A 13,450-nucleotide genomic window follows, 5' to 3' on the forward strand; every position below is an offset into this window, starting at 1 on the left:
GGTCCTATTTCAGATAGTTCAGCAAGGATGAGCTTTGCAGGCTGGAAAAGACCTGAGCTGAGGCCTGGACCGCCAGCTTGGCCGCTTCCAGCCGGGTGACGGCGCTGGCCATGTCCACGTCGGTGATACCGCCGACCATGGTCGTCAGGGTGTCAGCCTGATCCTGAAGTTCGACGTGGGCGGTTTCGAAGCGTTTCTGGGTCAGGCCATTCTTGCCCTGGATGGTGACCACGTCCGAATAGGCGCCGTCGAAGGTGGGCAGCATGCTTTTGAGGAAGTCGTTCTGCCCGGTCGTCATCGGATTCGTGAACGGGCCATTGGCTTCGACATAGGCCTGCATCTGCTTGAACGCATCGAACAGTTTTGTCCCCAGGGCGTCGCCCAGCACGCCGGTCTGGGCGCTGGTCTGTTCGTCGACCCGGCTGGTCGAGATGTACTGGTCGTTGTGGAAAAGGTCGGCGGTGGCGGCGGCTGCGGTCAGATCGGCCAGGCTGGTGGCCGAAGTCGGTGGCGTGTCAGTCTGGGCCCCGGCGAAGACGTAGCGGCCATTGGACTTGGTGTTCAGGCCCTGAACGGCGTCGCCGAACGCGGCCTGCAATTGCTGCATCAGGGTGGTGGCGTTGCCCGCCGCCATGGCGTTGGCGATGGCCTCGCGCGAGCTCTTGGCGGCGTCGGCCACCTGGCCGATGCCGCTGTCCTGCATTTCCAGCCGATTGGAGACCAGCTTGGTCTGGTCGATCAGGCCGTCGATCTTGGCCTGGGTGCTACGCATGGCGGTCAGCACTTCGGCGTTCCTCGAGAAGCCCTTGAGGTCGTTGGCTACCTTCTGGCTGGACACCTGCTCGCCCACCGCCCCCTGCGCCAGCTGGGCGCGCATCAGGTTGGTGGTCATGATGTTGAAGTTGGACGAGGTCGAGACACGGGTCATGGCTTAGCCTCAGATGATATTGGTCAGGACATCGAACATGTCCTTGGTGGCCTGGATCAGGCGGGCGGAGGCGTTGAATGCTTGCTGATAGGTGGTGAGATTGATCAGTTCCTCGTCGAGATTGACCCCCTCCTGCGACAGGCGCTGGTTGTCGACCTCGACGGAGACGGCTTCGGCGGCGTCTTTGCGGCTTTCGGCCGAGGCCGCCTTGCGGGCGATCGAGCCGCCGAAATCGGCCGCATAGCGCAGGACGCTGCTGTTGGCCGCTCCTGCGCCGCCGACTGCCGAGAAGGTGGCGGTGGTGTCACCGGCCTTGGCCAGGGCCAGGGCCCCGCGGCCGTCGCCGACCGCCAGGGCCGCCACGCCGACGGCCGCCGACAGGTTCAGCTTGGCGAAGGGCAGCAGGCGAGGGTCCTGGTCCATCTTGGTGTTGACGCTGAAGCGCTCGCCGCGCGTGCTGCGCTCGGCCGGCCCCACCCCGAACAGCTCGGTGATCGAGGGACCGCCAATGCCGCGCTCGGTGTCATCCGACTCGACCGAAAGCGACACCGGCGAGTTCGGGTAGGAGACGAAGTTCATCTGGCCTTTGGCGTCGAGGGTGAAGCTGCCATAGAGGCCCACGCCGCCATTGCGAGCGTTCAGGGAGTTCATCAGGTCCTGCATCGTGCCGCTGGTGGGCACGGCCACCTTGACGTCGCGAATGCGCCCGCCCTCGACGTCGGTCAGGCGCAGGGTGATGACGTCGCCAGGCGTGAACCCATGCGGATCCGTAGGCTTCAGTCCTGTCTCATAGGGCGAGAAGCTGTTGGACCGGACGATGTCGTTGAGGCCGAAGAAGTGGCTGAATGCCTTGCCGGCCTTCAGCGAGGGGTTGGTCGCATCATCGGCGATGGCCACGCCCCTACCGGCCGTGGCCGTCAGGCTGAGCGCGCCGTTGCTGAACGCGGCCGATCCCTGGCCCCCCAGGGCGGTATTGAGCTGGGCGATGAAGTTGGCATTGGTGAAGCTGGGACCGGCCGCGCCATCGACGGTCATGGTCCCGGCGTCGAAATCGACATCGATGCGGCGCTGGATCACGCCGCTGGAGTCGGTCAGGGCTATGGTGGTCTTGCCCGAGAAGCCACTCATGGCGGTGGCTTCGTCCAGGCCGGTGTTTCGGCCCGTCAGGCTTGCTGGCGCCGGGACGGCCGATGAGGCGTTGGCCGCGCGGTTCAGTTCTTCTGCGGCGCGAGAGGCAAATTCGCCCAGCTGGTCCGACAGGTTGGGCAGCTCGACGTTGCGCAGGTCCAGCAGGCCCTTCATTTCGCCGCTCGAGATGTTCAGGGCTACCGGCGTGTCCAGCCCGTTAGCCTGGATCACCTGCAAGAAACCGGTGGCGCTGCTGGACTGCTGGTAGGAGACGACCGCCGCGCCGTCGCCGGCCAGGCTCAGCCCCTCGGTCGAGCGCACGATGACGCCGCCATTGGCGCGCTGGCTGACCTGGATGTTCATCAGGGACGACAGCTCGTCGATCAGCCCGCCCTGGACGTTCTCGGCTCCGGTGGCGTCGGCTCCGGCCACCTTTGCCCGCGTGATGTCGGTGTTGAGGATATTGATGTTCTTGAGCAGGTCGTTGACCCGGTCGACATCGGTGGCGATGCGGTTGTCTGCATCCTTGCGCAGGCCCGAAAGCGCCGCCGTAATCCGGCTGGACTCGCCCAGGAAGTCGTCCAGACGGGTCATGGCCTGGGTGCGCAGGAGGCTTGACGAGGGATCGTCGGACGCCGCCGAAAATGCCGAGTACACGCCGTCCAGCCGCGAGAAGTAGCCGTTGTCGCCGCTGGGGTCGCCAAACAGCTCCTGGGCGCTATTCAGGCTGGTGGCCAGGGCACCGGCGCGGCTGGCGTCGGCGGCGGCGTTCAGGCTGGCCGACTGCAGGAAGCGATCGGTCGCGCGCTTGATGGCGTCGATGCTGACGCCCACACCCATGCCGTTGGAGATCAGGTTCGACTGGCTGATCGTCTTGCGGACGTAGCCGGTCGTATTGACGTTGGCGATGTTGTCGGAAACGACGCGCAGGCCCGTCTGGGCGGCCGCCATGCCCGAGTTCGCCGTGCTCATGATGGCGCTCAACGACATGCGAGTTCTCCTGCGCGCCCGGCAATGACGGAACCGCACGGCGCGCCCTTGCCCGGCGAAAACTGCCGGGCGGGGGAGGGCATGGCGCCCTCGATATGCTTCAAGCCATTGAAATTCATGGCGTTTGGTTCCGATCGCCGACAATCCGGCTAGGGACTATCCGCAAGGAGGGTGCCAAGTGGGGGCGTGACCGTGCGACGCGGCAAGCCCGGCCCTCGCAACGCCATTCGACTCGGCAAAAAGCGCCGCAACCCCACCGGATTCTACCCGTAAACAAGGCATTAACTTCAAAGAAAACAACGCAATAAGTCAAAATCGTGAGTTGGCCCGGCCATTGCTGAGGGAAGCCAGGACAAAGGCGCGTTCATCAGGACACGTCCCACCTCATCAGCTTCGGACCACGCATGACCGTGATCGCCGCCATCGCCGCATCGCCCCTCAGCCCGACCCCGTCGGCTACGGGTCAGGGCGCGCCCAATGGTTTCGACGCCCTGCTAGCGGGCGTTACGCAGGATGAGCCGACGACGGCCGCAGAGACCGCAGCGCCGGCGTTCACCGAAAAGCTTACGGCCAGGTCGGACGACGAGGACGCCGAATCTGCTGCCGCCTCGGCCGATTCCGAGGACGCGCAGGTCGCCGGCCAGTCGGATGCCGCTGCAATGGCCGCCGCAACCCTGGTCGCGGCCATGATCCCGCAGACCCAGCAGACCTTCGCCGCCGCCGGCGACGTTCAAGCTGATCCGGCCCTGCAGGGCGCCGCCGCCGCGCCGGCCCTGCCGACGGGGTCAGAGATCGCTGGTTCCGATGCGACCGTCGACCTGGCTTCTGCCCTTGCCGAACTCGCACCTGACGGCGCAGACAGCGCGCCGGTCGACATGGTCCTGCCGACCTCGACCGCCGAGCTGTCGAGCCAGGCCCTGACCCCGACCACGGCCGCGCCGGCGACGACCAACGCGTCGGCCGTTTCCGCCGCGCCGCAAGCTGCGGCTGCGGTCGTCGATACGCCCGTCCCGCCCTCAGTTCAGGCTACGGTGGCTGAGCCCGCGGCGGCTCAGGTCGCGGCGGCTCCTGCCGTTGCCGCCGAGACGGCCGCCGCGCCTGCCGTTGCTGTATCGACCGCCCAGCCCGCCGCGACGGCCCAGGCTGCTGTCGCCGCCAGCATAGCGTCTGCTGCGGTCGAGGATGTCGCCGTGACCGTGGCTGCCGTGGAGGCCGAGGCCGCAGAGTCGGACGCCGCCGCCACGGCTGATGCTCCGGGCGTCGCCACCCCGGCCCTGGCTCAGGCCGCTGCGCCGGCCCTCAAGGTTGCTGTATCCAATGCCGCCGCCGCTTCTGCGGATGGTGCCGCCGCGCCGGTCGCAGAAGCTGCGCCCGGCGGTGTCGCCGTAGCCCAGGCCTCTGCCCTGTCTGATCAGGCTGGGGCCGATACCGGTCAGGATGGCCAGCAGGGCTCGACTCCGGCGGGCATCGATCTGGTCGCCGCAGCAGTCGCCGATGTAGCCCAAACTCCAGACGCCCCGGTGATCGGCGCGACCTCGACGGCCCCGCTTGCCGCCGGCCCCGAGGCTGCTCCGGCCCTGCGCGCCGAAACGCGCGGTTCGCCCGAGACCGTGGCCCAACTGTCGGCTGACATTCTCAAGAAGCTGGACGCCCAGACCACCCGCTTCGACGTCGCCCTGACGCCGGAGGGCCTTGGCAAGGTGGATGTGCGCATCGAAATCGGCCGCAACGGCGTGCTCACCGCGGCCATGAGTTTCGATACCGCCCAGGCCGCCGCCGAACTGCGCGGCAAGGCTGGCGAGCTTCGCCAGGCCCTTTCTGCGGCCGGGTTCACGGTTGCCGACAACGCCCTGCGTTTCGACGTGTCCAGCCAGGGCGGTGGTCAGAACGGCCAGAACGCCTTCTTCAACGCCCATGGCGGCGACGATGGCCGTCGGGCCTGGTCGGGCACGGCCTTCCAGTCCGCGCAGAACGACGAGCTGCCCATCCTTTCCGCTTCAGACCTGCTGCCCGGCCTTCGCATGGCCGACACCAGCGGTCTGGACATCAGAATTTAAGAGGTCCGACATGGCTACCACGACCGCGACCACGACGGCCTCCACCGCCATTCAGAACAAGATCGCCACGGCCCGCACCTCGCTGGCCAGCAATCAGGAGACCTTCCTGAAGCTGCTGACGACGCAGCTGAAGAACCAGGATCCGCTATCGCCCACCGAGACGACCGAGATGACCAGCCAGATCACCCAGATGACGGGTGTTGAGCAGCAACTGGTCACCAACGACCTGCTGACTGCCCTTGTCGGCATGAACGAGGGTGGCCTGAGCAACGCCCTGGGCATGATGGACAAGCTGGTCACGGCCGAAACCGACAAGTCGGTTCTCAAGAACGGCCAGGCGACCTGGACCTACAACCAGAGCCGCGCCGGAACCTCGGTAAAGGTCGAGGTGTTGGACCAGTATGGCAAGACCATCGCCAGCGTGTTGCCCGAGGACATGGGCAAGGGCGACCACACCTTCACCTGGAACGGCAAGGATACCGCCACAGGCGTCCAGCAACCCAATGGCGGAGCCTACACCCTGCGCGTGACCGCCCTGGATGGCGAGGGCAGCAAGATCACCACATCGTCCAAGGGCCGCGTTGAAGGGATCGTCACCGCGATCACCAACGAGAACGGCGTCAACATGGTGACCATCGGCACCACCAAGGTTCCCGTCGATGCCGTTATCGGCGTCACCAATCCGCCGGCTGCGTGATCGCAGCCTACCCCGAATGATCGGGCGTCAGAATGACGCCGACGCGGCGCCCGAGGGTGCCCAAACGCAAACCGCGCTGAACCCCAACCCAATGAAATTCAACGCAGGATTTTTGTCATGAGCATTAACAGCGCCATGCTTTCGGGCGTCTCGGGCCTGATCGCCAACTCTTCGGCCCTGGCGGCTCTCTCGGACAACATCGCCAACGTCAACACCGTTGGCTTCAAGCGCAGCACGGCCAATTTCTCGACCCTGGTGACGGCGCAGAGCAAGAACGCGACCTATAGCGCCGGTGGCGTGAAGTCCTTGACGCACCAGTTCATCACCCAGCAGGGCTTGACCCAGTCGACGACCTCGAACCTCGATCTCTCGATCGCCGGCAACGGGTTCTTCGTCGCGACGGAAAAGCCCGAGGGCCTGACGGCGACCGATACCCGTTCCTTCACCCGCGCCGGTTCGTTCCAGCTGGACAATCTGGGCTATCTGAAGAACGACGCGGGTCTTTATCTGCAAGGCTGGCTGGCCGATCCGGTGACCGGCACGATCACCCCCGACCCGTCGGACCTGACCCAGCTCGACTCGATCAACGTCGGGACCGTCGGCGGCACGGCCGAAAAGACCACCCGCGCGGCGGTCAACGCCAACCTGCGTTCCGAACAACCCGTCTCGGCCCAGTCCAAGTCGGTGATGACCAAAAACAGCCTGGCCGACAGCACCACTGCGCTGGCCAACTACACAGTCAGCTATGCTGCGACCGGTACGAGCGACGTCTATGATGTGGAAGTGCGCAAGGCCGGCGTGCTGGTGGCCTCGGGTACCAACACCTACAACCCGGCCACCGGCGCCCTGACGGCCACCACCCTTCCGGGCGGCCTGACCAATATCGACGTCAGCGGTTCGGGTGCCGGCACGCCCACCGTCTCGACGGCCGCTTTCGCCATGAGCACCAATACCGAAGCCCTGGGCGGTAATCTTTATGACGCCGCCACCAATTCGATGGCCGACTACGCGCTGAACTCGGCCACGGGCGTGAAGCCCGACTTCGAGATCCAGATCCCGGTGTCGGATTCCAAGGGTGGTCAGCGCACGGTCACCCTGTCGCTCCTGAAGGGCAACGGTCCCAACGAGTGGTTCGCTGAAATGCGCGCCAAGCCGGGTGACCTGGACAATGTCCCCAATGGCCTGATCAGCTCGGGCAAGATCACCTTCACCACTGACGGCAAGCTGGCGTCTGTTGGTGCCCTGTTTGGCGGCACGACGCCGACCGCCCTGACCATCGGGGCCTCGAACCCCGCCGCTGTGACCGCCGCGCCGCGCTGGGCCGACGGCCTGGGCATCGACAGCCAGACCCTGCAGATTGATCTGGCCAACGCCGCCGGCGGCCTGACGCAGTTCAACAGCCAGTCGGTCGTCCAGTCGGTTAACACCAACGGCACTGCGTTCGGCAATCTGACCAACATTGAAGTGGATGACGAGGGTTATGTCTCCGCGATCTTCGACAACGGTGTCACGCGCCGGATCGCCCAAGTGGCCATCGCGACCTTCTCGAACGCCAACGGTCTGAAGGGCGTCAACGGCAACGCTTACCGCGTCACCAATGAGAGCGGTTCCTACAGCCTCAAGACCCCAGGTCAGGGCGGGGCCGGTCAGATTGCTCCGTCTACGCTCGAAGCGTCTACTGTCGACTTGTCGACCGAGTTCACCGGGCTGATCACGACCCAGAGAGCTTACTCTGCATCATCGAAAATCATCACCACCGCTGACCAGATGCTTGAGGAACTCCTGAGCATTAAGCGATAATTATCGGACTCAACTCAGTTTAGTGGCTGTGTTCCACATCGGCACACTAAAGATATCTTGGAGAAGCCTCGTGTTTAGGCCTTTCTTTACTATTGCGATTAAGCCGATGTTATTGCCCGGCGCCTATAGTCACCTTCAACAGTGATGGTTGTGGGAAAGGCGTAAAGCCATGTTGCAGCAGCAGCGCACGAACAGCCGGGGTGAGAAGTACGTGATCGGTCCGACCGGCGCGCCACTAACTCTCTCCGACTTGCCGCCGCCGGAAACCCAGCGTTGGGTGATCCGGCGCAAGGCCGAGGTAGTCGCCGCCGTCCGCGGGGGCCTGCTCTCGCTCGACGAGGCGTGCGATCGGTACAAGCTGACCAATGAGGAGTTCCTCAACTGGCAGCAATCGATTGATCGCCATGGCCTGGCGGGCCTGCGGACGACGCGTCTTCAGCAGTATCGCTGACGGGGCGAAAGATTCTGACATTGGCTTCCCGGCCGCTGCAAGGCGGCCGGAAAGCTCTCGCCAGCGTCCAGCGGCCGCGTCCCACCCGGGCGCGGCCGCGACGTTTTGGCGCTTTGCCCAGCTCATCGCAGGGCCGTTTGTAAACGTCCCGTTTACCTTGAACTGGGTAAATCCTGCCTAGCGACGGTGCCTCCTGGCTGCCGTCGTCCGCCCCAGTTCGGGGCGCTTCTGGGGGATGGGCCTTAAGTGGATAGCTTTCTGGGCGCGATACAGAGGTTCGGCGTCGGCCGGCTCGCCGCTCTGGTGGGCGTGGGCGCTGGCGTCGTTGCTGTTCTGGTCGCTTTGGTCATGTTTATGGGCAAGGAGCCCAGCGAGCTCCTCTATTCCAATCTCGACCTCAAGGAAGCCTCCTCTGTCACCCAGGCCCTCGACCAGGCCGGTGTGAAATATGAGACCAAGGGCGATGGTTCGACCATCATGGTGCCGCGCGACAAGGTCGCCTCGGCCCGCCTTCTGATCGCCGGCAAGGGCCTGGTGACGTCCGGCTCCATCGGCTATGAAATCTTCGACACCAGCAGCGCCCTGGGCCAGACGGACTTCGTTCAGCAGCTGAACCGCCAGCGCGCCCTGCAGGGCGAGCTGGAGCGCACCATCAAGGGCTGGCAGGGCGTCAACAGCGTCCGCGTTCACCTGGTCCTGCCCAAGCGTCAGATCTTCGAGCAAGACGCCGAGCAACCTTCGGCCGCCATCACCATCGGCACGGGTGGTCGCGAAGCGTCAGCCGACATGGTCCGCGCTGTCCAGAACCTGGTCGCCGGCTCGGTTGCGGGCATGAAGCCGGAAAAGGTCAGCGTCATCGACCAGCACGGCAAGACCCTGTCGGCCTCGACCGACGCCAGCCTGGCCGGCCAACTGGCCCAGGACCGCAAGAGCGAGACCGAGGCGCGCATCGCCAAGACGGTCAAGGAGATGATCGACGGCGTGCTGGGCCCGGGCAAGGCCCGCGTTAACGTCACCGCCGAACTCGACCTGAACCGCGTCACCGTTGAGGAAGAGAAATTCGACCCCGAGGGTCAGGTCATCCGGTCGGAAAGCACCAACGAAGCCAATAACCAGGAAACCAAGGGCGACGACACCGGCGGTGTCACCGCGACCCAGAATATCCCGGGCGGCGCGCCGGGCGGCTTCCAGCCCCTGGGCTCCAACAGTCGCAACAACGAAAGCGTCACTAACTACGAGATCTCCAAGTCGGTCCGCAGAGAAGTGACCGAGCCGGGCGCGATCAAGAAGCTGGCCGTGGCCGTGGCCATCGACGGCGTCACGGCTCCTCCTGGCAAGGACGGCAAGCCTGGCGCCTATACGCCCCGAACCGAGGAAGAGCGCGCCCAGCTTGAAGAGCTGGTCAAGACCGCCATCGGCTTTGACGCCGCCCGGGGCGACCAGGTCAGGGTTACGAGTATCCGCTTCCCGCAGCCCGAGGATCAGGGTCTGGAAAAGGCCGGCCTACTGTCGGGCTTCGATAAGAACGACCTGATGCGCATGGGTGAACTGGGCGTGCTGGCAATCGTGGCCATCATGATCCTGATGTTCGCGGTGCGGCCGTTCCTGAAGAGCATGATGACGCCGGGCGCGGGCGGCGGCCAGCTGGCCATCAGCGCCCAGCCGGTGACCCGCCTGGTCACCCTGTCGGACGGCACTACCCAGCAGGTGGTCGTCGACCAGTCAGGCGAATCCATCGCCCTGGCCGGCCCGTCTTCGAACGATATCGACCAGCGCATCGACATCGCCAAGATCGAGGGTCAGGTGAAGGCCTCGTCGATCAAGCGTGTGTCGGAGTTCGTCGACAAGCATCCTGACGAGTCTGTGGCGATCCTCCGCACCTGGCTGCATGAGTCGACCTGATGGCCATGAAAGCCTCCGTAACCGACGTCAGCAAACTGGCCGGTCCTGAAAAGGCCGCCATCGTGCTGCTGTCCTTGGGCGAGGATCACACCCGCATCTGGGAAGCCCTGGATGACGAGGAGATCAAGGAAGTCTCCCAGGCCATGGCCGGGCTGGGCACGGTGTCGGCCAGCGTCGTGGAAGAACTGCTGGTCGAGTTCGTCTCGGGCATGAGCTCGACGGGCGCGATCATGGGCTCCTACGAGCAGACCCAGCGCCTGCTGAACTCGTTCATGCCGCCTGAAAAGGTGGACGCCCTGATGGAGGAGATCCGCGGTCCGGCGGGTCGCACCATGTGGGACAAGCTGGGCAATGTGAACGAGGCGGTGCTCGCCAACTATCTGAAGAACGAATACCCCCAGACCGTGGCCGTGGTGCTGTCCAAGGTGAAGAGCGATCACGCCGCGCGCGTGCTGGCCTCGCTGCCTGAGGACTTCGCCCTGGAATGCGTCACCCGCATGCTGCGGATGGAGCCGGTGCAGCGCGAGATCCTCGACAAGATCGAGCAGACCCTGCGCAACGAGTTCATGTCGAACCTGGCCCGCACCTCCAAGCGCGACAGCCACGAGATGATGGCCGAGATCTTCAACAACTTCGATCGCCAGACCGAGGCGCGCTTCATCGCCGCCCTGGAAGAGCGCAACCGCGAGGCCGCTGAACGTATTCGGGCTTTGATGTTCGTGTTCGAGGATCTGTCGAAGCTGGATCCGGGCGGCGTCCAGACCCTGCTGCGCGCCACCAGCAAGGAGCAGCTGGCCCTGGCCCTGAAGGGGGCTTCGGACAAGCTGCGCGAGATGTTCTTCTCCAACATGTCTGAGCGGGCCAGCAAGATCATGCGCGAAGACATGGACAGCATGGGTCCCGTGCGCCTGAAGGACGTCGATCAGGCCCAGGTCGGGATGGTGCAGGTCGCCAAGGACCTGGCCGCCAAGGGCGAGATCATGCTGGCCGGTGCCGGCTCCGACGACGAGCTGATCTACTGAGGGAGATGGAACAATGACCGACATCCCCCACAAGCGTTTTGCCTTCGACACGGTCTTCGACGATCGCGGCGGTGTGGCCTACACCCCGCCCAAGGTGAAGCGCAGCTTCACCCCCGAGGAACTGGAAGACGCCAAGGCCGAGGCCTATGCCGAGGGCGAAAAGTCTGCCGTGGCCCGCGCCGAGCAGGCCGCCGCCAACGCGCTGCGTGACATCGCCCGTGGCGTGGAAGACGCTTTCGGGACCCTGGCCGCCGTGGCGCACGAGCACCGCACGGGCTCGGCCATGCTGGCCCTGGCCTGCGGCCGCAAGATCGCCGACGCGGCGCTGGAGCACTTCCCCGAGGCGCCGATCAATGCGGCCCTGACTTCGCTGGCCCGCGAGATCGAAGCTCAGCCGCGCATCACGGTGCGTGTCGCCGACCATCTGGTTGAGCGGACCCAGGCCTCACTGGAAGAGACCGCCCAGGCGATCGGCTATCCGGGCCAGATCGTGGCGCGCGGCGACGACAGTCTGGCGCCGGCCGCCTTCACTTTCGACTGGGGTGATGGCCGAGCGGCCTTCGACCCGGACGAGGCGACCCGCCGGGTCGCCGAAGCCCTGGAGGCGGCCATCGCCGCCGAGGGGCTGCATGCCGAATCCCTGCTTCACGCTAGCGAAGGCTGACCATCATGGCCGAAGACAATCTCACTCTGAACGAATTCGGGGGCAATATGCTTGCCTCGGAAATGCCGGTCGAGCTCGGGGACAGGGTCGCTTCGGATCTGGCCCCGGTTTTCGACGTGCCAGTCAATATCTCGGCGGTGCTGGGACGGGCCCATATGTCGGTCGCCCAGTTGCTGCAACTGGGTCAGGGCAGCATCCTGGAGCTGGACCGCAAGGTCGGCGAAGCCATCGACATCTATGTGAACAACCGGCTGGTCGCCCGCGGCGAGGTTGTCGTCGTCGACGAGCGCCTGGGCGTGACCATGACCGAAATCATCAAGGACGGCGATGCGGCGGGCTAAGGCCTGACGCGTCAAGGGGACAAGAACATGCGGCTTCTCGTCGTTGGTAAACTGAACGGACAACTCTCTGTCGCCGTGAAGATGGCGATGAACGCGGGCGCCAAGGTCTCGCATGTCGAGACCATCGAACAGGCGACCCATGCCTTGCGCGCGGGCCAGGGGGCCGACCTGCTGATGGTCGAGTACTCGCTCGACATCGCGGCCCTGATCGCGGCCAACGAGGCCGAGCGGATCCGGGTGCCGGTGGTGGCCTGCGGGGTTGACGCCGATCCGATGCGCGCCGCCGGCGCGATCAAGGCCGGCGCCAAGGAATTCATCCCCTTGCCGCCGGACGCCGAGCTGATCGCGGCGGTGCTTGCCGCGGTCACCGACGACGAGCGCCCGATGATCGTGCGCGATCCGTCGATGGAGAACGTCATTCGCCTGGCCGACCAGGTGGCGCCGTCAGACGCCTCGATCCTGATCACCGGCGAAAGCGGTTCGGGCAAGGAGGTGATGGCCCGGTACCTCCATGGCAAGTCGCGCCGCGCCAAGGCCCCGTTCATCAGCGTCAACTGCGCCGCCATCCCCGAGAACCTGCTGGAAAGCGAGCTGTTCGGCCACGAGAAGGGCGCCTTCACCGGGGCCATGGCCCGACGGATCGGCAAGTTCGAGGAAGCCAACGGCGGCACCCTGCTGCTGGATGAAATCAGCGAGATGGACACCCGCCTGCAGGCCAAGCTGCTGCGCGCCATCCAGGAGCGCGAGATTGACCGCGTCGGCGGTTCCAAGCCCGTGAAGGTCGACATCCGTATCCTGGCGACCAGCAACCGCGACCTGACCGCGGCGGTGAAGGACGGCACGTTCCGCGAAGACCTGCTGTATCGCCTCAACGTCGTGAACCTGCGCCTGCCGCCGCTGCGCGAACGGCCCGCCGACGTGCTGAGCCTGTGCGAGTTCTTCGTGAAGAAGTACTCGGCCGCCAATGGCGTGCAGGAAAAGCCGATCTCGGCCGAGGCCAAGCGTCGCCTGATCGGTCACCGCTGGCCCGGCAATGTGCGGGAGCTGGAAAATGCCATGCACCGCGCGGTGCTGCTGTCGCCGGGGGCCGAGATTGAGGAGTTCGCCATCCGCCTGCCGGACGGCCAGCCCATGGCCCCCAATCCGGACGCCGTCGTCGCCCGTGGCGCCCAGATGGCCGCTGACGCCGTCTCGCGCGCCTTCGTCGGCTCGACAGTGGCCGAGGTCGAGCAACACCTGATCATTGACACCCTGGAGCACTGCCTGGGCAATCGCACCCATGCGGCCAATATCCTGGGCATCTCGATCCGCACCCTGCGCAACAAGCTCAAGGAATATGGCGACGCCGGCATCCCGGTGCCGCCGCCGCAGGGTGGAATGGGCTCCGCCGCCGCCTGAACCCGTGCGGGCGCCGCGACCATCGGTCCGGCGCCTGACATGGCTAATATGAATTAAGGAACTGGCGAGCGC

General features: G+C 65.4%; 11 protein-coding genes. 9 read left to right on the forward strand and 2 right to left on the reverse strand.

Features of this window, described 5'->3' with window-relative positions; all coding sequences use genetic code 11:
- Positions 1-4: 4 nt before the first annotated feature.
- The gene (locus tag ACW179_RS10035; protein WP_492064150.1) at positions 5-928 is read right to left on the reverse strand and encodes a flagellin; all 924 of its coding nucleotides are present in this window, start codon (positions 926-928) and stop codon (positions 5-7) included.
- 9 nt (positions 929-937) lie between these two features.
- Positions 938-3,046, reverse strand: a complete 2,109-nt coding sequence (gene flgK, locus ACW179_RS10040) for a flagellar hook-associated protein FlgK (RefSeq protein WP_492064151.1) — start codon at positions 3,044-3,046, stop codon at positions 938-940.
- A gap of 404 nt (positions 3,047-3,450) precedes the next feature.
- Between flgK and ACW179_RS10045 the strand changes: the two genes are divergently transcribed.
- The 9 genes from ACW179_RS10045 to flbD all read left to right on the forward strand — a co-directional run bounded on the left by ACW179_RS10045 (position 3,451) and on the right by flbD (position 13,378).
- Complete coding sequence (locus ACW179_RS10045) at positions 3,451-5,103, forward strand: flagellar hook-length control protein FliK (protein WP_492064152.1); 1,653 nt, start codon at positions 3,451-3,453, stop codon at positions 5,101-5,103.
- A 10-nt stretch (positions 5,104-5,113) separates the two neighbouring features.
- On the forward strand, positions 5,114-5,800 hold the full coding sequence (locus ACW179_RS10050; protein WP_492064153.1) for a flagellar hook assembly protein FlgD: 687 nt from the start codon (positions 5,114-5,116) through the stop codon (positions 5,798-5,800).
- Positions 5,801-5,917: 117 nt separating this feature from the next.
- Positions 5,918-7,600: a flagellar hook protein FlgE gene (flgE, locus tag ACW179_RS10055; RefSeq protein ID WP_492064154.1), complete on the forward strand. Its 1,683-nt coding sequence runs from the start codon at positions 5,918-5,920 to the stop codon at positions 7,598-7,600.
- A gap of 169 nt (positions 7,601-7,769) precedes the next feature.
- On the forward strand, positions 7,770-8,051 hold the full coding sequence (gene sciP / locus ACW179_RS10060) for a CtrA inhibitor SciP (RefSeq protein WP_035042932.1): 282 nt from the start codon (positions 7,770-7,772) through the stop codon (positions 8,049-8,051).
- A gap of 246 nt (positions 8,052-8,297) precedes the next feature.
- Positions 8,298-9,953 carry a flagellar basal-body MS-ring/collar protein FliF gene (gene fliF / locus ACW179_RS10065; RefSeq protein ID WP_492064156.1) on the forward strand — a complete coding sequence of 552 codons (1,656 nt, stop codon included), beginning with the start codon at positions 8,298-8,300 and terminating at the stop codon, positions 9,951-9,953.
- Positions 9,953-10,975, forward strand: a complete 1,023-nt coding sequence (gene fliG, locus ACW179_RS10070) for a flagellar motor switch protein FliG (RefSeq protein ID WP_492064158.1) — start codon at positions 9,953-9,955, stop codon at positions 10,973-10,975. The genes fliF and fliG overlap by 1 nt, the downstream gene beginning before the upstream one ends.
- Before the next feature lie 13 nt (positions 10,976-10,988).
- Positions 10,989-11,639, forward strand: a complete 651-nt coding sequence (locus ACW179_RS10075) for a FliH/SctL family protein (RefSeq protein WP_492064159.1) — start codon at positions 10,989-10,991, stop codon at positions 11,637-11,639.
- A 5-nt stretch (positions 11,640-11,644) separates the two neighbouring features.
- A complete protein-coding gene (fliN, locus tag ACW179_RS10080) occupies positions 11,645-11,980 on the forward strand; it encodes a flagellar motor switch protein FliN (RefSeq protein WP_492064161.1) in 336 nt (111 codons plus the stop codon).
- Positions 11,981-12,007: 27 nt separating this feature from the next.
- Entirely contained in the window at positions 12,008-13,378 is a 1,371-nt protein-coding gene (flbD, locus tag ACW179_RS10085) for a sigma-54-dependent transcriptional regulator FlbD (protein WP_492064162.1), read from the forward strand.
- Positions 13,379-13,450: the final 72 nt, after the last annotated feature.

The organism is Caulobacter sp. AVps18 (genome assembly GCF_058681425.1).